Genomic DNA, 19,519 nt, shown 5'->3' on the forward strand with positions numbered 1-19,519 from the left:
CGGGTGGTCCGTCGATTGATACTTAGGCACATGCCTAACTATCGTGATGATCTGGACCGGGTGTTCCATGCCCTGTCCGATCCCACGCGACGCGCCCTGATCGAACGGCTGGTCCGCGGCCCGGCCTCGGTCAGCGAACTGGCACGCCCGTTCGAGATGGCCCTGCCGTCCCTGCTGCAGCACCTCGGCGTGCTGGAGCGGGCCGGTCTCGTCACCTCGACGAAGGTGGGCCGGGTCCGCACGTTCCAACTCGCCGTCGACGCACTGACCCCCGGCGCGGACTGGATCGGACGCCAGCGGCTTCCTGCCGAACGCCGGCTCGACCGATTGGGCGACTTCCTCACCCCTGACAACACGAAGGAGAACTGAGATGGACACACAGACCGGACACAGCCAGACGCACGCGACGTTCGTGATCGAGCGGACCTATCCCGCAACGCCCGAACGCGTCTGGCACGCACTCTCCGACAACGACGCGCGGGACCTCTGGTTCTCCGGCGAACCCGAGTTCAACCAGACCGAGAAGTCCCACGACTTCCGGGTCGGTGGGCACGGCACCGAGGACGGTCAGTGGCACGGCGGCCCGCGGTCCCGCTACCACTCGACCTACACCGACATCGTCGACCTCACCCGGATCGTCTTCACCTACGACATGTGGGTCGACGACCGGCACATGTCCACCTCGCTGGTGACGATCGCGCTCGAGCCCGACGGCGACGCCACCCGCCTCACCTACACCGAGCAGGGCGCTCACTTCGACGGGCTCGACGATCCCGCCGGCCGTGAGGAAGGCACCAAGGGGCTGCTGGACAAGCTCGGGGCGTCGCTCGCCGCGTGACCGAGTCCGGTCACACCCCCTACCCATGACGAAGGCAGGAGAACGATCATGACCAAGGTCACCGCACAGATGTCGATCTCGCTCGACGGCTTCTACGCCGGCCCCGAGCACACCGACACCGCCACGAACTGGATCGACAGCGCGGAGGCCGCCGGGTTCTTCCGCGTGACCCGCTGGGCCGTCGACGCCGCCGCCTGGCGGGAGCGCCAGGGCTTCGCCGGCGGCGAGCAGACCACCGACTCGGACATCATCGCCGAGACCTTCGCGGCCGCGGGCGCCTACGTCATGGGCCGGCGGATGGCGGACGGCGGCGAGGTGCCCTGGGGTGAGGTGCCACCCTTCCGCGCCCCCGTGTTCGTGGTCACCCACCGCCCGCGGCCGGTACTGCACCGCGGTGGCGGCACCAGCTTCACCTACGTCACCGACGGCGTCGCGAGCGCGGTGGCGCAGGCCAAGGCGCAAGCCGGCGGCAAGGACGTGCAGGTCGCCGGTGGCGGTTCGCTGGTACGTCAGGCGCTGGCGCTCGGGCTGGTGGACGAGCTCGAACTGCACATCGCCCCGGTGCTGCTCGGCGACGGGATGCGCCTGCTCGGCCCCGATCTCGGGCTCGGTGACAAGGAGGGCATCGAGCTGACGCCCATCCGCGTGATCGCCACCGATGGGCTCACTCACATCCGGTACCGCATCGAGGGCAAGCGCCCGCTGGTGCTCGACAATCGCGGCCGGGACGAAGGACCGGCGGTGGTGGCGGTCGCCGGCTCCTGACGACCCAGCCGGACTAGTAGTTCGGCCCGCGCCGGGGGTCCTCGTCGTAGCGGCGGCCCCCGTGTGGCCCCGGGTAGCCGCCACGCGGCCGGTCGTACTGGGAGCGCGGCCGGTCGTCGCGGCGGCGACGGTCCCGATCGCCCTCACGGCGCTCGTCATAGTCGTCGGGATCGCGGTAGTCGTCGTAGTGCCGACGATCACGGACATCGCCGCCCCCGCGGCGGTAGGGCTCGGTGCGGTGGGTCGGGGGGTGCTGGTAGCGCCCGCCTCCGGGCGACCGCTCCCGACGGCGTTCGTACGGGTCCTCCTCGTGGCGTGGCTGCTCGTACGGGTCGGCGTCGAAACGACCGCGCTCGCGCGGGTCGTGCTCGATCCCCCGCTGATCGCGCGGGCCATCCCCGAACCGCGGCTGCTCGACCTGCATCCGCGCCCGGCGCTCCTGCTCGACTCGCTCACGCTCCTGCAGCTCCCGGGCGCGCCGCTCCTCCTGCTCACGGCGCTGCAGTGCATCGCGCTGCTGCTGCTCGGCCCGTGCCCGCTCCTGCGCCTTCTGGAACTCGCCGCGAACCAGGGCGTAAGCCTCTCGCACGGCGGACTCCACGCCCGGGACGGTGCTCGTGAACTGTGACTCCGAGCGTTGGGACATGTCCATGCCCATCAGGATGTCGTCGAGTGACACGTTCGACTGGGCGGGGCGAAGCAGGCTGGGCGAGGTTGCCACACCAAGCCCGGACAGCGCCCGACCGAGGCGGCCGGGCACCTCTGCGACCGTGGCCCGGAAGCCCTCGCCGGCCTGCCCGAGTTGGAGTGCGTACTGAGCGATCAGGTTCCCGATCGTCTGGACGCCCCGGTGGCTCTCCGAGCGCAGTTCCGCCTGCCGGTTCGTGACGGTGGCGAACCGCATGTCATGCGCGATCGCGATCGAGACCTCGCCGGCCCGACCCATCCGGGTCACCATGGCCGGCCAGTCCGGGTCGATCGTCGCGGCCAGATACGGCATGCCGTGCCGCTGCTCGAGCGTCAGGTAGAGGTTCGTGGAGGTCAGCTGCTGATTGGCCGTGAGCACCGCGGCGATCGCGAGCACCACGTCCTGGTTCACATTCCATGCGGTCGCGATCCGACCAGGCTCCGTAAGTGCCCACTGCCGGATCTGCTGTGCGGACAGCCGGGCGCGCAGCAGGACCGCGTCCGTGGGAGACACCCCCACGGCGATACGCAGGTGGTGCCCGGCGTGACTGCGGAGCAGGGCCTCGAGCCCTGGCCACGCGCCGTTCACCGCCGCCAGGGGGTTCTGGGTCTGGCCGCGGTCGATCTGGGCGTAGTCGACGACATCGTCGTAAACCTTCTGCAACGTCGTCGCGCGAGCGAGGTCGCGCGATGCGTTCAGGATCCGCGCGGCGAGCCAGGGGTTCACGCCGAGGATGACCAGTTCACCGGCGGAGATGCCGTCGATGTAGTGGGTCTGGGTGTGCGGCGCGGCGTTGGGGACCTGGAGCTGGTTCGCGGGGATGTCGACGGTCATCCCGGGGTCCCACGCCAGCCGCACGGGGTCCCAGGTGCTGTACTCGGCGTGGATCGAGCTGGGGAAGAACTCCAGGTGCGGGTCGCCGAGCAGACCGGTGCCGCCGGCAGGGTGGTAGCCGACCTCCACGTGGTAGTGGAGCCACTTGCGCAGGAACGGCTGCGCCTTCGCGTTGTACTCGAAGTTGACCCACGGGTTCCCCGTGTTCGTCGCGGACTTGGTCGGGACCAGGTGGGCGGGGTCATGGCCGTCACCGCCGAGGGTCGCGTTCAGCAGGTGGAACCGCACCCACCCCTGGTGCGCGAGTTGTGCGTTGTTCGCCGCCACACCGGCGACCACGAACTGTCCGACCCAGTACCAGCCGAGCGGGTTGTAGCCGTTGGCCGTGGCAATCGGGTTGACCGGCTGCAGCGGGTCCACCAGGGCCTCCACCTCGCCCGCGCGCTCCTTCCGCGAGTCGCCGGGGGCCTGCATCATCTGCGTGGCGTGCTTCCACACGCCGGAACGGACCGGCGGTGAGTCCTTGTGCGCGATCGTGGTGCGCTGGATGGGCGTCCCTGTGGCAGACGTCGACCTCTGCGCCGCGATCAGGCGACCCACCCCGCGGTTCCCCAGGCTGCGTTGCAGGCCGGGAAGGTCTCCCAGCAACGCCCGCGCAGGCACGTGCCACCCGGCCACCCCAGCGACTCGGCCCGCCGCGATCGCGGCCCGCTCGACCGGAGCAGCGGACAGCACAGACCGCGGGGAGACGGATGCTCCGCCGTCGCCCGCGACCTGCCCGACCTTGCTCACCATCGGTGGTCCCAACGTGAAAGCGCTCGCCCGAGCGTACGGTGCGCACCCTGACGCTCCGCCGCCCGCGACGACCGGCCGAAGGGGCACGCGGTACGCCCGATGGGGCAGCCGGACTCGAACCAGCGTCGAACGCCCCTACGACGCGTCGGCGACGATCTCGGCTTTGAAGCCCGCGGAGTTCTCGAGCCAGCCCGCGTAGTGGTCCGGCCCGCCGGCGTGCGGGTAGCGCTCCTGGTAGAGCGGCCGCCAGCCGTGTTCCGGCGCATCGGCCATGATGGCGTCGACGGCAGCCCGCGCGCCGGCTTTGAACGCGAGGTGGTTGAGTCCAGGACTGCGGCGATCGTGCACGGCACTCGTCAGGTTCGGTGAGGTCGTGAACGTGAGATACGCGCCGCCGGCGGTCCAGGTCTGCCCGCCGGACCAGTCGCCGTCCAGCGCGAAACCCACTCGGGCCAGGAGCCAGCCCCACTCCGTCCGGGCCTGTTCGAGGTCGGCGATCCACAACTCGACATGATGAAGTCCGGGCATCCCTGCGAGTCTGCCAGGCAGGCCGGATGCCGACGTGAACGGACACGCAGGCGCATCGGCAGCGATGAGTTTCACCGTGGCCCTCGGTCTGCCTCCTTGGGGCAACCACTCACGCGAGGAGCCGACCATGACCGTGACCTACACCTTCGACGTCTTCAGCAGCCTCGACGGCTTCGGCGCCGCCGGCGGCAACTGGACCGGGTACTGGGGCAAGCAGGGGCCCGAACTGCTCGACCGCCGTCTCGCCCTATACGAGGCGGAGCAGCGGATGGTGTTCGGGGCGCACACGTTCCGCTCGTTCGTGGAGATGCTCGCGGCGAGCACCGAGGACTCCGACGTGCGTGACCCGTGGGTGACCCGGATGCGGAACCTGCCCACCACGGTGGTCTCGAACACCCTGGAAGGTCCCCTCGACTGGCCGGACGTGACCGTCGTTGGGGGCGACGCCGTCGACGTGGTCGCCCGACTGAAGGAGGAGTCCGAGGTGCCGTTGCGCTCCCACGGCAGTCTCGCGGTGAACAATGCACTCCTGAACGCCGGCCTGGTCGACGTCGTGCAGGTGACGCTCTTCCCCGTGATCACCGGCGAGAACGGCATGGATCCGATCTTCGGGGGCGCCGCCGACTTCGACCTCGAGCTGCTCGAGACGCGGACGCTGGACGGCAGCATCCAGGAACTCACCTACCGACCGAGCCGGCACAGCTGACCTGTGGCCGTGCGCATGGTCCCTCACCGAGCCCGCAGAACTGCTTGACTGAGCACGTGAGCGAGGCCCGACTGATTCTCACCTGCGGATTGCCCGGGGCGGGCAAGACCACACTCGCGAGGCAGTTGGCCGCGGACCGGGGCGCCGTACGCCTCACGAAGGATGACTGGCTCTGGGCTCTCGGGCCCACCCCGTGGGCCACGACGACCCAGGCGAAGGTGAATTACGAACTCTGGCTGCTCGCCCAGGAGATTGTGCGCCTGGACCTCAGCGTTGTCCTCGACTTCGGGTTCGCGGCGCGGGCCGAACGTGATCAGGTCCGTTCCGTAGCCCGTGGCCTTGGTGTCGGTGTCGAACTGCATGTGCTCGATGTCCCGGTGGACGAACTCTGGCGGCGCATCGAGGCTCGGAACTCGAAGCCACCTTGGGACAGCGCGCCCATCCGCCGCGACCACCTCGACGAATGGGCCGCCCTCTTCCAGGCGCCCGATGCTGCCGAGCTCGCGTTGTTCGACCCCCCACCAGGGTCGGATTGAGCCACCCGGCGACGATGCCGGCTGGTCACCATCGGTCACGATCTGTCAATCTGCGGTCCGCACTGCAGTCACCGGATCTGCCGCACGTCGGCCACTGAACTCCAAGCTGTATCCGCGGTCCAGACTGTCGCACCCAGCCGCTCGCCCAACGCGAGGCAGAACCGGTCGGCCAGGGAGAGCCCGGAGCCGCGCCGCCAGCTCCGGGCAGCAGCTTCGGCGTCGGCGATCGTGGCCGGCTCGATCTGAATTCCATAACTCGACAGCAGTGCGTCGGCGACGGGCCAGTCCCCGCCCGCGGATCGGACCTTCTGAGCGACCTCCGACCAGTTCACCGCTGAGCAATGCGCCTGATCCGTGAGGACCGACTCGACTGCGTCTGCCCCGGGCTCGCCCTGGAGGAACGCGAGGATCGCGGACGCGTCGAGCACCGACCTCACGCAACATCCTCAGCCGTTGCGGCCCGGCGGCGGTCGTCGAGGAGGTCACCGACGAGATCGGCCCCTTCGAGCTGCCTTCGCAGGTGGGCACGTGCTTGTTCCCTCGTCATCACGACGAGGCCTGCCTCACTCTCAACGAGGATGAGCGGTGTGCCCACCCTCAGGCCGGCGCGCTCGCGGAGTTCCACAGGGACGACCAATCGGCCCCGGTCTCCCATCGTCACAGCGTACGTACCACTCACTCAATGACGGTACCACTGGGCCAGGATCAGTGGGCTGACCCTGCCTCAGCCGCGGGCGGGCAGTTCCTGCAGCGTCCAGGTGTTGCCATCGGGGTCGTCGAACGTGACGAAGTTCCCCCATGCCTGCTCGTCGACGCCGTTGGCCTCGACGCCCACCGACCGCAGGTGTGCGAGCGCCTCTTCGGCGTTCGGCACGACGACCTGGATCGTGTTCTGCTGGCCAGGTTCCAGGGTCCCCCCGAGCCCCGTTCCGAACGCGATCGAGCACGCCGAGCCGGGCGGGGTCATCTGCACGAACCGAAGGCCCTCGAACGGGGTCTGGTCGTGGTCGGCATTGAAGCCGATCCTGACGTAGAACTCCTTGGCCCGGTCGACATCGGTCACCGGCACGTGGATCAGTTCGATCTTCCAGTCCATCGGTCATCCTCTCCTCACGGCGACCGCTCTCCGATCGCCTGAACGAAACCCTACGCAGGGAACAGGTCAGGACCTGGCCGCTATCTCGAGGACCTCCCGATCCGGAACGGGAGCCTCGCCGTCGAGGCCTGCGCGGCCTACCCTTCCACCATGACGGCGCTGTCGCACGACCCGCTCTGGCCCCGTGCCGGCGACTGGCCACCGCTGCCCGCCGACCCCGCCGAACGCGTCGACCTCACCCTGATCGGCATCCCCACCCACCGCACGTCCCTGTCCCCCACCGGCGCGCACGCCACGCCCGCCGCGGTCCGCGACGCGCTGCGTCGATACAGCCAGTTCGTGGTGCCCGACGGCGTAGGCCCACCTTGCGCGGACCTCGGCGCCCTGGCCTTCGCCGACGTCGGCGACGTCCCCGAGCCGGATGGCCCGGACGGCGAGGCCCGCGCGATGCGCTCGGTCGCGCAGGCATCGGCTCGCTCACGCGTCCTGGTCGCACTCGGCGGCGACAACGCCGCGACCGTGCCCGCAGCCCTCGGCACCTGGGGCGTGGACCTCGCGACGGCGGGCCTTGTCACCCTGGACGCCCACCACGACCTGCGCGACGGCGTCAGCAACGGCTCCCCGGTCCGGCGCCTGATCGAGGCCGGCCTGGACGGGCAGCGTGTGGTGCAGGTCGGCATCGCGGACTTCGCGAACTCGCGGGCCCATACGGCCCGCGCGCTCGAACTCGGGATCACGATCGTCCATCGCGACGAGTTGCACCGGCGCCCGATGGCGGACGTGATGGCCCAGGCCCTGGAGATCGCCTCGTCGGGCGGCGGCCCGGTGCACGTCGACCTCGACGTGGACGTGTGCGACCGGTCGGTGGCACCCGCCTGCCCGGCCTCGATACCCGGCGGGATCGCCGCGCACGAGCTACGGGCCGCAGCCCGCGCTGCCGGCGCACACCCCGCCGTCGCCTCGGTCGATCTCACCGAGATCGACGCGACCGCGGACACGCCCGACCAGCGCACGATCCGACTTGCCGCACTGTGCGTGCTCGAGGTCGCCGCGGGACTGGCGCTACGCCGATAGCCGCCGTCATCCCCTGCCTCTACGCGAGGTCGAGCCTTCGGAGCACCTCCAGTCCGGCTGCGTTGGAGGGGTCGACGGCGAGGACCTCTCCAGCCACCCGTGCCGCCTCCGCAGGCGGCAGCAGGCGCTCCGGATTGTTGTGGAAGGACAGCAGGTGCTCCTTGATCGAGACGTCGTCAGGCTCGAGAGCCAGGGCTCGCTGTGCGTGGACGAACGCCACCGGATAGGCACCCGGGTAGATGTTGAGTGCGAGGCTCAGTACCTCGGACGCCGCGACGTGGAGTTCGGCCGACTCACCCCGCTGGAGCAGTCCGACGTACAGGCCGTAACAGGACAGCGATTGGTGGTCGAAGGCCTCGCCGAGCATGGCCTCGCGGAACTCGGTCAGGTCCAGCTCGGCGGCTACGCGGACGGCCGACGTGAGATCGCCGGATCGAACATGGCCGACGAGTGCCTCTACCCCACTGGTGGCAGCCATCTTCACTCCACCCACGCGTCGGAGACCCTGGGCTGGCCGCCGATCACGGTGAAGATGACCGCGATCCGCTCGCCACCGAAGTCATGGACCCGTTGGAAGGTCGAGACCTTGTACGTCGTCTGCTCGCCGTGCTGGATGGCCGCGTACATCAGCGCCGCCACCTGGTTCCAGCTGGGCTCGTGCAGCACTGCGTCGGCACGCTCGTCGGACGGCTGGAACGTGGCCGGCGCCGCGACCGCCTTGACCCAGTTGTGTTTCGGCACCGCGATGTGCTTCTTGCTCTGCACGCTGAGCGCTCCGATCGCGGCGGACAGGTCGTCCACCTGGACCGCGTTGCTGATGAGCGATTTCTGCGTGAGCACCGGAAAGCCCGAGACCGCCTGCGCCAGCCTGGTGGCGGCGAATGCGTCCTGTGTCTCGTAGGCAGCCACGGCCAGGTGTTCGAGCGATGCGCTCCTGAGCATGTCGAGCGAGGGACGGTTCTTCCTGAACAGCGATGCCAGCCGGATGAACTGGCCGGTGAACAGGCTGGTCATCCCGGCGCCACCCTCGGCGTCCAGGCGGTTCTTCAGGTCCTTGTACTCCGACGTTGTGACCCGCTCCTGCGCCTTGGCCCGGTCCACGAGCCGCTGCACCGGCCGGCCGGCTTGGAGCAGGCGCGCCACCGCCGCGTTGCCGGCGGAGCGCTGCAGGTCCAGGAGGTCCTGCTGTGCCGTGCCCGGCCGCGGTGGCACCGGCTGGACATCGCGGGTCGGTGCAGACCCGGTGCGCCCGGGTTCGTCGTGGCGTCGGTCCCGCAGGTCCATTCGGTCCGCCTTCCTGGTCTGGTCCAGCCGGTCCGTGTCCGGCGTCAGCCCTCGTCCTTGAGCACGTCGACCTTGGTCCCGAGTGTCTTGGGGCTGGTCTCCTGCAGATGGTTGAAGGCCATCAGTCCGCCGTCCTTGTTGATCCTGACCATCGGCTTTGCCTGGCCGTGCTCGATCTCGAACTTCACGAATGGGCCACTGACGGCGCCCTTCACCTGTCGCCCCTCGGAATCCTTGTTGGTCTTGCCGACCACCAGGACGCTGATGGCCGGGTAGGAGTTGGTCGTGGTGTAGTCCGGTCCGCTCCGGAGGTCGGTGTCCTTGTTCGTCTCTCGCAGGTCGGCGAAGAGGGTCGCCGGGTCCACGAAGAAGACGGTGTTCTTCGTGCGCCGGTCCTCCCTGGCGCGCTGGTAGTACACCGCCGCGACGGCCTGATCCCGCGCGTCGGCTGTGCTCACGTCCGGCATGGCCTCGGTGCCGACGTGCTTCTCCCGTAGGTCCTTGCCCACCTCCTGCTTCATCGAGTCGACACTGAAGCGCTGCACCGCGGGCGTGGCGGAGCCGGCAGCCGAACCGGCCAGCACCCGGCCCATGGCCCCATTGCCGATCAGCCGCTGGATGCTCGCCGTGCTCGTTGCGGAGAGGCCCGCTCGGCGACCCTGCGCAATGGCGGCGATCACGGCACTCAGACCCGCGGGTTCGTCTCTGGCGGACGATCCCCGGCGGATTGGGGACGTCTCCCGGAAACGCTGGACGTGACGTGGCTCCATGGGTCTCCTCATGGCTGTGGAGTGCGACCGAACTACCGTCGTGGCGGAGGCTGAGGTCTGCTCCATCATCGTCATGCGACGTTCGCGACACTCGCGGTGCGAGTGCAGCCGGAAGGGCACCGTGATGCGCCCTTGCGGGCAGACCTGCGCCGGGAACCACACGAGCCTGTCGCGGCGACCGGTCCGGGTGGCGATCTCGGCGGTGTCCCCGGGCCGCCACGATTCGCCCTCTCGTGGATCCGATGGTCACGGATCGCCCGAGTGACCGGCCCGGACACCCGTAGCCTGACGGTCATGAGCGCACGCGAACTCGCCTGGCGAGGACTGTACGAGCTGCTCGCCGCGCGGGTCCGTCGGCCCGAGTGGGCCTTCATGAACTACGGCTACGCGCCCCCCGACGGGCAGCACCTGGACCTCCAGGACGCGGACGAGCCCGACCGCATGTGCATCCAGCTCTACGACCACGTCCTCGGCGAGACTCCGATGCGCGAAGCAGACGTGCTGGAGGTCGGCTGCGGCCGCGGCGGCGGGGCATCGTTCATCGCTCGCTACCGCGATCCGCGCTCGACGACGGGCTTGGACTTCTCCCGCAGGGCCATCGCCCTGTGCCGACGGGACCGGGTCGGCCCCGGCCTGACCTTCGTCCAGGGTGATGCGCTCGACCTGCCCTTCCCCGACAACTCCTTCGATGTCGTCGTCAACGTGGAGTCGTCACACTGCTACGACTCGATGGAGCGGTTCCTCGCGCAGGTACACCGAGTGCTGCGCCCGGGAGGCCATCTCCTGTTCGCCGACCTGCGGTCAGCCGACGGGATGGCCACCCTTGGTCGCCAGCTCAGGTCCGGTCGGCTGGACCTCGTGGAGACGCGCGACATCACGCCGCGGGTCCTGGCCGCACTCGACCTGGACGACGATCGCCGTCGTGCCCTGATCGCGGCGTGGATCCCTCGCGTGTTCCATCGTGCCTTCAACCTGTTCGCCGGGCTGCGGGGGACGCGGACCCATGCGCGGCTCGCTGCGGGCGAGACCAGGTACCTCAGTGCGCGTCTGGTCAAGCGGGCACCGGTGGAGCCCACCGCGCCCGGCGGCGCGGGTCGACCGTCTACCTGAGCACGACGGCGGCGACCTCTTCTACAGGTCACGGCGCCTGGTCAGGGCGGCAACCTCGGCTGTGTTGCCCGCCAGTTCGATGGCCAGGGCATATGCCGCACGAGCATCCCGATTGCGGCCCAGGCGGCGCAACAGGTCCGCGCGGGTCGCGTGAAAGGAGTGGTAGCCGGCCAGCGGTTCCACAAGCCGGTCGACGGCGGCCAGCGCCACCTCGGGTCCGTCGAGCTCGGCGATCGCGATGGCCCGGTTGAGCGCCACGATCGGAGATGGATCGAGGCGGACAAGCTGGTCGTAGAGAGCGACGACCTGCGACCAGTCGGTCTCCTCCATGGTGCGGGCTGAGGTGTGCACCGCGTTGATCGCGGCGAGGACCTGGTAGCGGCCGGGAGCCGCTCCCGTCGCCAGGCGCTCGCGCACCAGCCGGTGCCCCTCGGCGATGAGCGCCGCGTCCCAGGCGCCCCGGTCCTGCTCGTCGAGCGTGACCAGCTCGCCGCCCGGCGACACCCTGGCCGGGCGGCGGGCCTCGATGAGCAGCATCAAGGCCAGCAGCCCGGCCACCTCACCGTCCTGGGGCAACAGCTCCCGGATCAGGCGCGTGAGCCGGATCGCCTCGGCGGTCAGCTCCGCCCGGACGGGATCGGCGTCGGGGCTCGTGGACAGGTAGCCCTCGTTGAACACGAGGTAGAGCACGGCGAGCACTCCGGACACGCGTGCCGGGAGACCGTCGGCGTCGGGCACCCGGTACGGGATGGCGGCTTCCTTGATCTTGACCTTGGCACGGGTGATCCGGCGGGTCATGGAGTCCTCCCGCACCAGGAACGCGCGACCGATCTCGGCCGCGGTCAGTCCGCCGACCATGCGCAGGGTCAGCGCGACCCGGGCCTCCATCGCCAGGGCCGGATGAGCGCAGGTGAAGATCAGCCGGAGCCGCTCGTCATCGATGGCACCAAGAGGCTCAGCCGGGTCGTCGTAACGCACCTGGGCCTCCTTGTGCTTGACCTCGCGCTTGTTCTCGCGCCGGATCCGGTCGATGGCCTTGTGGTTCGCGGTCGTGGTCAGCCACCCACCCGGGTTCGGGGGCACGCCGTCGGCGGGCCACCGCTCGACGGCGGTCGCGAACGCCTCGGCGGCCGCCTCCTCGGCGACGTCGAGATCCCCGAACCGCCGGGTCAGCGAGGCGACCACCCGCGACCACTCCTCGCGGTGGGCCCGGGTGATCGCCTCGTGGGGGTCCCTCACTCGAGCGAGGTCAGGAACGGCCGTACCTCGAGTTTGCGGTTGCACGCCCTCGATCCCTCAGCGGCGAGCCGGAGCGCCACATCCAGGTCGGGCGCCTCCCAGATCCAGAGCCCGGCGAGGTGCTCCTTCGACTCGATGAACGGCCCGTCCGAGAACAGCGCCTCCTCGCCGCGGTTGTCGATGACCGTGGCCGAGGTGGGCGCCCCGAGGCCGCCGGCGAAGACCCAGTGGCCCTCGGCCTGGAGCCGGTCGTTGAACTCGTTGATCGCGGCCATCTCCTCGTCGGTGGCAAGGCCGGCGGTGCTGTCGATCACGGAAACCAGGTACTGCATGTCAACCCATCTCCTCTGGCGGTTGTCAGTCGGTGGCGTACTGCGGGCGACCGGCGGGCCGGTACACCTGCAGCGTGATGCCCTTGGGGAAGGCCCGCGAGGCGACCAGGTCGAGCGCCGCGTCGGGCCCGGTCTCGGGGAACAGCCGGGTGCCCTGGCCGACCACCACCGGGCAGACGAGCAGGGTGATCTCGTCGACGAGTTGGTGCTCGATCAGCCATCGGACCAGCTGGCCGCTGCCGTGCACCTGCAGTTCCCCGCCGGGCTTGTCCTTCAGCTCACGGATGGCTGGCGCGATGTCACCGGCGAGGACCGTCGTGTCCGCCCAGCCCGCGTCGGTGAGCGTGTTCGACGCGACGTACTTGGGCCGCGCGTTCAGCGCGTCAGCGATGGGGTTGCTCTCCGGACCCATCGCGCCCCAGTAGCCGGCGAACAGGTCGTAGGTGCGTCGGCCGAACAGGAACGCATCGGCGCGCTGGTACGCCTCGTTGACGTAGGCCAGTGACTCGTCGTCGAACAACGGCCTGGCCCATCCGCCGCGCTCCATCCCGGGGTCGAGGACCGGGTTCGGACCCCCGTTCGCCTGCATCACCCCGTCGACCGAGACCTGCGTGTTGGTCACCAGTCTCATGATCGCCATCCCTTCCGTCGTGGCGCCCATCCCGGGCTGCCCTCACCTCTACTACGAACGGCTCGACCCCGATCGGACACCGGCCTCCGGAGTTCGTCCGCCGATGCGCGCGCGCAGCGTGGCCGCGGCCCGCCCGGCCGCGGCCGCGTACGCGGCCCAGGCTGCGCCGTCGGGCATGTCATCGTCGGTGGGGAAGGTGATGGCGAGGCCCGCGACCGGGTGACCGGTGTGGTCGGACACGGCCACGGCGACGGACGCGAAGCCGGGCGTCACCTCACCATGCTCGGTGGCGTACCCGGTCCGGCGGACGTCGACGAGGAGCGAACGCAGCGCCGACGGAGTGGTTGGGCCGGCGCCGTGCCGCTCGACGAACGCGTCGGTACTCGGGAACAGGGCGCGCACCTGCGCCCGGGGCAGCTCCGCGAGGATGGCGCGCCCGCTCGCGGTCAGCTGCGCGGGCAGCCGCACACCGACGTCGCTGACCAGCGGCGGTCTGCCGCGGGCGCGCTCCTCCACCACGTAGAGCACCTCCCGCCCGTGCAACACGGCCAGGTGGGCGGACTCGTGCACGGTGTCCACGAGCCGGGCGAGCACCGGCCGGGCCAGTCGCGCCAGCGGCGCCTGGCGCGAGTAGGCGGACCCGAGCTCGAACGCGGACACCCCCAACCCGTACCGGCGCTCCTCGGGCAGGTGCACGGCGAACCCGTCCTGCTCCAGCACTGCGAGCAGGTGGTAGACGCTCGAGCGGGGCAGGCGGAGGTCGCGGGCGATCGCGGCGGCGGGTACCGGGCCCGCCTGCGCGGCGAGGTAGCGCAGGATCGCGAGCGCATGGGAGGCCGCCGGCACCGAGCTGCTCGTCGCCATCGCGTCTCCCTATCGCGCGGACCCACGCCGGTGCGCGCTCGCGCCAAGCGTGGCACACGGCGATCCCGAGCCTGAAGGCCCACGCGCTAGTTGGCCAGCAACGGCCGCGAACCCGGGCGTCCTCGAGCCGGGCTAGCACCGGCCGGGCCAGCAGGGCCAGATGCGCCTGCCGCGAGTATGCGGAGCCGAGACCGCAACGCGTACGCGGCGACACTGGGTCTGCACCGGCGCGTGCACACACAAGCCGCGTCACACAGGTAGGTCCAGAGCACCGCCGCCACAACCAGAGTCATCAGGGCGACGGATCGGGTCCAGCGGCTGTCTTGAGTGCACCTTCACGTCGGCTTCACTCCTGAACCCCACGGAGCCGGGCTGCGAGGAAGGCGGCCTGCTCGTGGACCTGATACTGGCCGCCGCCCTCATGGCCGTTGTGGGAGTAGACGCGAATCTCCTTCGTCACCTCCTCGGCCGCAAGGCCATACCGGTTGAAGGCCGCGAAGACCGTCGACGGTGGCGTGACCCGGTCGACGAGACCGACCGAGAACAGCGCGTCGGCACGTGCCGTCGCGGCCAGAAGTGCGGCATCGAAGTAGCTGAGCGTACGGAACACAACTTCGGTCCGGTCACGCCAACCGGCGAGGTACCGGTCGATCTCGCGATACGGCTCCGCGTCGGTGACCTGATTGGCACGTGGAAACGCACACAGGAAGGGGACATCGGCCAGCACCGCACTGAGGCGCAGACCCACCAGGTGCGCCAGCCCGGCCACCGCGAGCGCCACTCCGCCGCCCTGGCTCCTGCCAGTCACGGCGATCCGGTCGGGGTCCACGTGGGGCGAGTCGCCAAGCGCCTGGACGAGACGCACCGCGTCGGTGTAGACGCGCCGGTAGTAGTACTCGGCGGGGCTCTCGACGCCGGCCGTGAGGAATCCTGGTGCGTGGCCCGACCCGAGCAAGGGGTCCGGAGTCGCCTGAGCGGGTGCGCCGTTGGCGTATCCCTGACCACGGGTGTCCATGACCACGTGGGCGTACCCGGCGCTCGCCCACACGTTCGCACTCTCAGGGAACGATCGTCCGCCGCTGTAACCCTGGTACTGCACGACTGTCGGCAAGCGGGTCCTGTTGCCTGCGGGCACTGACAACCAGGCCCGCACTGGCGAGCCCGCGTACCCACGGAACGTCACGTCGTAAGTGTCGATAAGCCGCCACGGCGTCGCGAACCTCGGCGACGACACCAGCATCGCGGTCCCCTCGGCCAGGGTCTCCTGCCAGAACTCCAGGAGGTCCGCTGGCGCCACCAGGTCGGCGGTGTACTCACGCAGTTGGGCCAACGGCAGGTCGAACTGGACCATCAGTCAGCCTCCCCCCACCGGCGCGGCCACGTCGACAGGGCCGCCGTCGCTCCGCAACGATCGCGTCGCAGCGTCGGCCGCAGCCACAGCCCACCGAGCCGCGAGCGGCGTGGCCGTGCCGAGGTCGGACGGCGCGCCCCTCAGCGTCCGAAGGAAGTCGGCCAGGATCAGCCGGTCGGCGCCGAAATGGGTTCCCGACCGCATCGGCACCTCGATGCGACGGTCCGCGGTGCCGCCCCAGCCCATCCGGCGGCGGTCCCAGACCAGCACGTGGCTGCCTGGCTCACCGTTCCCGAAATTCTCGAGGCGCCCCTCGGTGCCGATCACGGTGTAGTTGCGCCAGTAGTCGGGAGTGAAATGGCACTGCTGATAGGTGGCGAACACGCCGTTGTCCAGCTCAAGGTTCACCAGTGAGATGTCCTCGACGTCGACCACCTGATGCAACCGACGTACGGTCGCCGGTGGCCAGGCGGCGACCGCCTCCGGGTCGCCCGGATCGAGGTACCACGGCGGCTCGGAGTCCTGAGGTGGCCGTCCAACCATGTCGTCGCCGTAGAGCACTCGACCTCCGAACGCCTGCACACGTGCAGTCAACCCGCCGCCAAGCCAGTGGATCAGGTCGAGGTCGTGGGCACCTTTCTCCAAGAGCAGGCTGTTCACGTTGCGCCGATCTGCGTGCCAGTTGGTGAAGTACAGCTCGCCGACTCTGCCGACGAAATGCCGGCACCAGATCGTCTTCACCTCACCGATGGCGCCGCTGTCGATGACCTCCTTCATCGTGGCTGCGAAGGGCATGTGACGCAGGTTGTGACCCACGTAGAGCGGTGTTCCTGTGCGCTCCGATGCCCGCAGGATCCGATCCGCCGAGGCGGTCGTGATCGCGATGGGCTTCTCCAGGTAGACGGGTAGCCCTGCCTCGAGGGCCGGCACCACCTGCTCCTCGTGGATCGCGTCCGGACTGGCGACGATGACCGCATCCAGGCCGAGCGCCGGGTCGAGAATCTGCGGGAGGTTGGCGCAGAGCGTCGTTGTGGCACCGAACGCGCCCGCCGCCTCGGCTCGTGCGGTATCGCTGGGGTCGAGCACCGCGGCGATCACCGAGCCCGCTCGTGGGCGGTGGATCAGGCCAAGGGCACGACCACGGCGGCCGTAGCCGATCAGGCCGATGCGGAGGTCATCGTCGGCGAGAAGGTCCATGGACCCCGACGCGGCCGGGAAGGCGGTCATCGGGCGGCGACGATCGCGCGCCAGGTGCCGGGAGTGCCGGCCGCCACGCACACCCATCCGAACGGTGCACCCGCTGACGGCCGACTGCGGTACACCTGGTCGCCGGCGCGCCAGGTCCCCGTACTCGGCTGCGCCTCGGCGTAGCTGATCGCGGGCCCCAAGGCAGCATCGGGACCTGCGAACGAGTTGGCCACGAGCGTCGGCAGTCGGGTGCCGTCCGATGTGACCAGGTCGTTCGTCGCCGCGTCGTCGGTCACGTTCGCGAGCACGGTGGTCTCCGCACGAACATCGATCGATGCGGTGGCGGCACCGCTGATCACGTTCGTCGAGAGGACCGCCCGTGGGCTGAACTGGAGCACACCCACGTCGCCGCCCGTGACGGCGTTGCCGGTGAAGAGCAGTGCCACCTGCTGCCCCGTCTCGACGTTCGGTGTGGCGGCACCGCCGGTGGCGAGCCGGTTCCCGTGGATCCGGAAGTGCTTGCCTCCCGGCGCTGCCGTGGTCAGCCAGATCGTCCGGCCGGCCGCCTCGATCGTGTTGTCGGCGATGACGACGTCGTGCAGCGTGTCCTGGAAGTGCGCGGGTCGCTCGGTGGCCGGCGTCCGGATCCCCCAGTTGACCCCCTTGAACACATTGTCCCGAAGGATCAGACCACGGACCTCGTCGACATCGAGCCGCAGACCGCCGCCGACTGCTCCACCGTGGAATCCATCGACGGTGTTGCCGATGATGCGAGTGTCCCGGGTTCCTGCGACATAGAAGGCAGCCTCGAGGTCATTGCCAGCACCCGGGGTCGCGCAGGCGGTGATCGTGTTGTAGGCGATCACGTTGCCGACGTTGAAGTACGGCCCGAACGTGTACAGCGCTCCGTGGTCGGTGATCGGGAAGAACAGGATGTTGGGGTCCGGGACGTTCTCCTCGGGCTGGCGGATGCCGTCGATCCGGTTGAAGGCCGCGACGCTGTAGCTGGTGCCCTTGTCGAAGTCGATCGCGGTGGAGTACTGCCCCACGAAGGTACAACCGATGGCCTGGTTGAAGCGATTGGTCCGTCCGGCGAACTCGATGCCCTCCCTGAGGAAATAGCCGTCGAAGTGGCAGTTCTCGAAGACGATGTCGTCGTTGTAGTGCTCGTACGCCTCCAGCGGGATGTCGGCCTGCCAGTCGGATCGGACCCGGATCCCGAACTGCACCTGGGCCGCGCCCTGCTGGAGGAACCGGCAGTTACCTACGTACACGCGGTAGTTCCCGCCGACCCCGCCGCCCGCCGGGCTCGGGGCGTTCTCCTCGTTGGCGAACACGGCGAGGATCGGACCGGTCGGTCGGGACACCTCCTTGCGCAGCCCGGCGTCACGGAAGGTCACATTCGTGATGGCGATGTCCTCGGTCGTGTTGAGGAGCATCGAGTACTGCACGTAGTGCGCGAGCTCCCGCTGCGAGCTGTTCTGGTCGACGCACAGGTCACGCACCTGCACCCTGACCGCACCGACGATGTTCAGGATGCCCTTCTGCCGGTCAGCCGTGGTCCAACCGCTGGTGAGGGTGGCTCGAATCACCGACGCATCACCGTCACCTGCCAGGACCATGTCCGACGTCAGGTAGACCGGCCCCGAGATCATGTACACGCCGGCGGGCACGTGCATCCGGCCGCCACCGGCGGCTGCCACGGCCGCGACGGTGTCCCGGAATGCCTGGGTGTCATCGGTGCTGCCGTCCCCGAGAGCGCCGAAGTCCCGCACGTCGAACGAGGACGTCGTGGCGGGGGCGGCCTCCGGCTCGGCCCGGGCCGGGCCGGCGAACGCCAAGGGGATAGCGGCGCCGGCCACGCCGAGTGCACCGAGCAGGCCCCTCCGGGCAAGCAGGTCGGCAGGCCTGGCTGGTTCGGTCGTGGCTGTCGTCCTCATGTGACTCTCCTTCGAGTGATGTGCAGGATGCGGGCGTGCGAGTGAATGGCTGGGTGGGTGGGTGGCGCCGAGTGCGAGGGGTCAACGCTGGATGTAGCCGAGTCCGTCGATGATCCGGCGCTGGAAGATCAGGAACAGGACCACCACCGGGATGCTGGACATGACCAGCGCGGCGAGCAGGAACTTGAGTTCGACGTCCTCCCCGATCCGGGCCAGCATCACCGACACCGGCTGCAGCCGGGGGTCGGGAAGGACGAGCATCGGCCACAGGAATGACTTCCAGGACGCCATCAGGGCCAGGATCCCGACGACGGACAGGATCGGCTTCGACATCGGTAGCACGATCAGCCGCAGCGTCTGCATGCGGGTGGCCCCGTCGATCCGGCTCGCGTCGAGCAGTTCCCGCGGGATCTGGTCGAAGAACCGCTTGAGCAGGAACACGTTGAACGCGCTGGCCGCGGCGGGCAGCCAGATCGCGAGCGGGTTGTTGATCAGGCCGAGGTCACGGATGGTCACGAACAGTGGGACGAAGATGATCGTGGCCGGGATGAACAGGGTCGCGATGATGGCGCCGAACACCACGCCGCCGCCGCGGGGCCGTAGGACGGACAGGGAGTAGGCAGCCGTCGAGGCGACGACCAGTTCGGTCAGCACCGTGCCGCCCGCGATCACCAAGGTGTTCAGGATGTAGCGGGGCAGTTCGAGAACGGTCCACGCGGTGACGTAGTTGTCTAGATGCCAGACCGCGGGCAGCCACGTCGGTGGTGTCTGCAGCAATTCCTGCGTGTCCTTGAACGAACTCGTCAGCATCCAGTAGATGGGCCCGATCGCGATCAGTCCGAGCACGGCGGCGAGACCGAGCCAGACGAGCGCCCCGCCGAGACGTCCACGTGGCCGTCGGTAGGCCAGCGGCGAAACGATGCCACGTTCCAACGGCCTCGGTCGACGAG

The 19,519-nt window shown here is 69.5% G+C and carries 23 protein-coding genes; 7 read left to right on the forward strand and 16 right to left on the reverse strand.

Annotation, left to right across the window (positions count from 1 at the left end):
• Nucleotides 1–30 precede the first annotated feature (30 nt).
• Genes HALOF300_RS06095 through HALOF300_RS06105 form a run of 3 tightly spaced genes read left to right on the forward strand, consistent with a single transcriptional unit; the run spans nt 31 to nt 1,603 of the window.
• Nucleotides 31–369: an ArsR/SmtB family transcription factor gene (locus HALOF300_RS06095; RefSeq protein ID WP_156740056.1), complete on the forward strand. Its 339-nt coding sequence runs from the start codon at nt 31–33 to the stop codon at nt 367–369.
• A gap of 1 nt (nt 370) precedes the next feature.
• The gene (locus tag HALOF300_RS06100; protein ID WP_156740057.1) at nt 371–838 is read left to right on the forward strand and encodes an SRPBCC family protein; all 468 of its coding nucleotides are present in this window, start codon (nt 371–373) and stop codon (nt 836–838) included.
• Between the two features lie 48 nt (nt 839–886).
• Nucleotides 887–1,603, forward strand: coding sequence for a dihydrofolate reductase family protein (locus HALOF300_RS06105; RefSeq protein WP_156740058.1), 717 nt, complete (start codon nt 887–889; stop codon nt 1,601–1,603).
• 13 nt (nt 1,604–1,616) lie between these two features.
• On the opposite strand, the gene HALOF300_RS06110 is transcribed toward HALOF300_RS06105, so the two are convergent.
• Together HALOF300_RS06110 and HALOF300_RS06115 are read right to left on the reverse strand one after the other, a co-directional pair.
• The gene (locus HALOF300_RS06110) at nt 1,617–3,920 is read right to left on the reverse strand and encodes a hypothetical protein (protein WP_156740059.1); all 2,304 of its coding nucleotides are present in this window, start codon (nt 3,918–3,920) and stop codon (nt 1,617–1,619) included.
• A gap of 135 nt (nt 3,921–4,055) precedes the next feature.
• Entirely contained in the window at nt 4,056–4,448 is a 393-nt protein-coding gene (locus HALOF300_RS06115) for a VOC family protein (protein ID WP_156740060.1), read from the reverse strand.
• A gap of 127 nt (nt 4,449–4,575) precedes the next feature.
• Here HALOF300_RS06115 and HALOF300_RS06120 point away from each other — a divergent pair, with 127 nt between their 5' ends.
• Together HALOF300_RS06120 and HALOF300_RS06125 are read left to right on the forward strand one after the other, a co-directional pair.
• Entirely contained in the window at nt 4,576–5,154 is a 579-nt protein-coding gene (locus HALOF300_RS06120; protein WP_156740061.1) for a dihydrofolate reductase family protein, read from the forward strand.
• Between the two features lie 56 nt (nt 5,155–5,210).
• Nucleotides 5,211–5,690, forward strand: coding sequence for an AAA family ATPase (locus tag HALOF300_RS06125; protein WP_231955096.1), 480 nt, complete (start codon nt 5,211–5,213; stop codon nt 5,688–5,690).
• A 68-nt stretch (nt 5,691–5,758) separates the two neighbouring features.
• On the opposite strand, the gene HALOF300_RS06130 is transcribed toward HALOF300_RS06125, so the two are convergent.
• The 3 genes from HALOF300_RS06130 to HALOF300_RS06135 form a co-directional block, all read right to left on the reverse strand.
• Nucleotides 5,759–6,127 carry a type II toxin-antitoxin system VapC family toxin gene (locus HALOF300_RS06130; protein ID WP_156740063.1) on the reverse strand — a complete coding sequence of 123 codons (369 nt, stop codon included), beginning with the start codon at nt 6,125–6,127 and terminating at the stop codon, nt 5,759–5,761.
• Nucleotides 6,124–6,345, reverse strand: a complete 222-nt coding sequence (locus HALOF300_RS27690; protein WP_408636768.1) for an AbrB/MazE/SpoVT family DNA-binding domain-containing protein — start codon at nt 6,343–6,345, stop codon at nt 6,124–6,126. The genes HALOF300_RS06130 and HALOF300_RS27690 overlap by 4 nt, the downstream gene beginning before the upstream one ends.
• 69 nt (nt 6,346–6,414) lie before the next feature.
• Entirely contained in the window at nt 6,415–6,786 is a 372-nt protein-coding gene (locus HALOF300_RS06135) for a VOC family protein (protein ID WP_156740064.1), read from the reverse strand.
• Nucleotides 6,787–6,936: 150 nt separating this feature from the next.
• On the opposite strand from HALOF300_RS06135, the gene HALOF300_RS06140 reads away from it, so the two are divergent.
• Nucleotides 6,937–7,860 carry an arginase family protein gene (locus HALOF300_RS06140; protein ID WP_156740065.1) on the forward strand — a complete coding sequence of 308 codons (924 nt, stop codon included), beginning with the start codon at nt 6,937–6,939 and terminating at the stop codon, nt 7,858–7,860.
• 19 nt (nt 7,861–7,879) lie between these two features.
• Here the strand turns inward: HALOF300_RS06140 and HALOF300_RS06145 are convergent, their stop codons facing one another.
• Genes HALOF300_RS06145 through HALOF300_RS06155 form a run of 3 tightly spaced genes read right to left on the reverse strand, consistent with a single transcriptional unit; the run spans nt 7,880 to nt 9,824 of the window.
• Nucleotides 7,880–8,338 (reverse strand): hypothetical protein, encoded by a 459-nt coding sequence (locus HALOF300_RS06145; RefSeq protein WP_156740066.1) that lies wholly within the window; start codon nt 8,336–8,338, stop codon nt 7,880–7,882.
• A gap of 2 nt (nt 8,339–8,340) precedes the next feature.
• Nucleotides 8,341–9,144 (reverse strand): polymorphic toxin type 35 domain-containing protein, encoded by an 804-nt coding sequence (locus HALOF300_RS06150; RefSeq protein ID WP_156740067.1) that lies wholly within the window; start codon nt 9,142–9,144, stop codon nt 8,341–8,343.
• A 44-nt stretch (nt 9,145–9,188) separates the two neighbouring features.
• Nucleotides 9,189–9,824: a hypothetical protein gene (locus HALOF300_RS06155; protein ID WP_156740068.1), complete on the reverse strand. Its 636-nt coding sequence runs from the start codon at nt 9,822–9,824 to the stop codon at nt 9,189–9,191.
• A 384-nt stretch (nt 9,825–10,208) separates the two neighbouring features.
• On the opposite strand from HALOF300_RS06155, the gene HALOF300_RS06160 reads away from it, so the two are divergent.
• Nucleotides 10,209–11,024: a class I SAM-dependent methyltransferase gene (locus tag HALOF300_RS06160; RefSeq protein WP_156740069.1), complete on the forward strand. Its 816-nt coding sequence runs from the start codon at nt 10,209–10,211 to the stop codon at nt 11,022–11,024.
• A 21-nt stretch (nt 11,025–11,045) separates the two neighbouring features.
• Here HALOF300_RS06160 and HALOF300_RS06165 read toward each other — a convergent pair whose 3' ends face one another.
• The 8 genes from HALOF300_RS06165 to HALOF300_RS06200 all read right to left on the reverse strand — a co-directional run bounded on the left by HALOF300_RS06165 (nt 11,046) and on the right by HALOF300_RS06200 (nt 19,502).
• Nucleotides 11,046–12,263: an RNA polymerase sigma factor gene (locus tag HALOF300_RS06165; protein ID WP_156740070.1), complete on the reverse strand. Its 1,218-nt coding sequence runs from the start codon at nt 12,261–12,263 to the stop codon at nt 11,046–11,048.
• Nucleotides 12,260–12,595: a YciI family protein gene (locus HALOF300_RS06170; RefSeq protein WP_156740071.1), complete on the reverse strand. Its 336-nt coding sequence runs from the start codon at nt 12,593–12,595 to the stop codon at nt 12,260–12,262. Before HALOF300_RS06170 ends, HALOF300_RS06165 begins: the two co-directional genes overlap by 4 nt.
• A 25-nt stretch (nt 12,596–12,620) precedes the next feature.
• On the reverse strand, nt 12,621–13,226 hold the full coding sequence (locus HALOF300_RS06175) for a dihydrofolate reductase family protein (RefSeq protein WP_156740072.1): 606 nt from the start codon (nt 13,224–13,226) through the stop codon (nt 12,621–12,623).
• A gap of 51 nt (nt 13,227–13,277) precedes the next feature.
• Nucleotides 13,278–14,090, reverse strand: coding sequence for an IclR family transcriptional regulator (locus HALOF300_RS06180; protein WP_156740073.1), 813 nt, complete (start codon nt 14,088–14,090; stop codon nt 13,278–13,280).
• Between the two features lie 346 nt (nt 14,091–14,436).
• A complete protein-coding gene (locus HALOF300_RS06185) occupies nt 14,437–15,441 on the reverse strand; it encodes an acetylxylan esterase (RefSeq protein ID WP_156740074.1) in 1,005 nt (334 codons plus the stop codon).
• A gap of 3 nt (nt 15,442–15,444) precedes the next feature.
• Complete coding sequence (locus tag HALOF300_RS06190) at nt 15,445–16,668, reverse strand: Gfo/Idh/MocA family protein (RefSeq protein ID WP_197522351.1); 1,224 nt, start codon at nt 16,666–16,668, stop codon at nt 15,445–15,447.
• Nucleotides 16,665–18,569, reverse strand: a complete 1,905-nt coding sequence (locus HALOF300_RS06195; RefSeq protein WP_156740075.1) for a glycosyl hydrolase family 28-related protein — start codon at nt 18,567–18,569, stop codon at nt 16,665–16,667. Before HALOF300_RS06195 ends, HALOF300_RS06190 begins: the two co-directional genes overlap by 4 nt.
• Before the next feature lie 81 nt (nt 18,570–18,650).
• A complete protein-coding gene (locus tag HALOF300_RS06200; RefSeq protein WP_231955097.1) occupies nt 18,651–19,502 on the reverse strand; it encodes a carbohydrate ABC transporter permease in 852 nt (283 codons plus the stop codon).
• Nucleotides 19,503–19,519 lie beyond the last annotated feature (17 nt).

Origin of the sequence: Occultella aeris (assembly GCF_902703175.1) — a bacterium.
Lineage (GTDB): Bacteria > Actinomycetota > Actinomycetes > Actinomycetales > Beutenbergiaceae > Occultella > Occultella aeris.

Coding starts and splice junctions, on each gene's coding strand:
- HALOF300_RS06140 (WP_156740065.1), top strand. CDS start 6,937: ATGACGGCGCTGTCGCACGACCCGCTCTGGCCCCGTGCCGGCGACTGG.
- HALOF300_RS06110 (WP_156740059.1), bottom strand. CDS start 3,920: ATGGTGAGCAAGGTCGGGCAGGTCGCGGGCGACGGCGGAGCATCCGTC.
- HALOF300_RS06120 (WP_156740061.1), top strand. CDS start 4,576: ATGACCGTGACCTACACCTTCGACGTCTTCAGCAGCCTCGACGGCTTC.
- HALOF300_RS06100 (WP_156740057.1), top strand. CDS start 371: ATGGACACACAGACCGGACACAGCCAGACGCACGCGACGTTCGTGATC.
- HALOF300_RS06190 (WP_197522351.1), bottom strand. CDS start 16,668: ATGACCGCCTTCCCGGCCGCGTCGGGGTCCATGGACCTTCTCGCCGAC.
- HALOF300_RS06145 (WP_156740066.1), bottom strand. CDS start 8,338: ATGGCTGCCACCAGTGGGGTAGAGGCACTCGTCGGCCATGTTCGATCC.
- HALOF300_RS06180 (WP_156740073.1), bottom strand. CDS start 14,090: ATGGCGACGAGCAGCTCGGTGCCGGCGGCCTCCCATGCGCTCGCGATC.
- HALOF300_RS06175 (WP_156740072.1), bottom strand. CDS start 13,226: ATGAGACTGGTGACCAACACGCAGGTCTCGGTCGACGGGGTGATGCAG.
- HALOF300_RS06135 (WP_156740064.1), bottom strand. CDS start 6,786: ATGGACTGGAAGATCGAACTGATCCACGTGCCGGTGACCGATGTCGAC.
- HALOF300_RS06105 (WP_156740058.1), top strand. CDS start 887: ATGACCAAGGTCACCGCACAGATGTCGATCTCGCTCGACGGCTTCTAC.
- HALOF300_RS27690 (WP_408636768.1), bottom strand. CDS start 6,345: ATGGGAGACCGGGGCCGATTGGTCGTCCCTGTGGAACTCCGCGAGCGC.
- HALOF300_RS06150 (WP_156740067.1), bottom strand. CDS start 9,144: ATGGACCTGCGGGACCGACGCCACGACGAACCCGGGCGCACCGGGTCT.
- HALOF300_RS06195 (WP_156740075.1), bottom strand. CDS start 18,569: ATGAGGACGACAGCCACGACCGAACCAGCCAGGCCTGCCGACCTGCTT.
- HALOF300_RS06095 (WP_156740056.1), top strand. CDS start 31: ATGCCTAACTATCGTGATGATCTGGACCGGGTGTTCCATGCCCTGTCC.
- HALOF300_RS06115 (WP_156740060.1), bottom strand. CDS start 4,448: ATGCCCGGACTTCATCATGTCGAGTTGTGGATCGCCGACCTCGAACAG.
- HALOF300_RS06160 (WP_156740069.1), top strand. CDS start 10,209: ATGAGCGCACGCGAACTCGCCTGGCGAGGACTGTACGAGCTGCTCGCC.
- HALOF300_RS06170 (WP_156740071.1), bottom strand. CDS start 12,595: ATGCAGTACCTGGTTTCCGTGATCGACAGCACCGCCGGCCTTGCCACC.
- HALOF300_RS06185 (WP_156740074.1), bottom strand. CDS start 15,441: ATGGTCCAGTTCGACCTGCCGTTGGCCCAACTGCGTGAGTACACCGCC.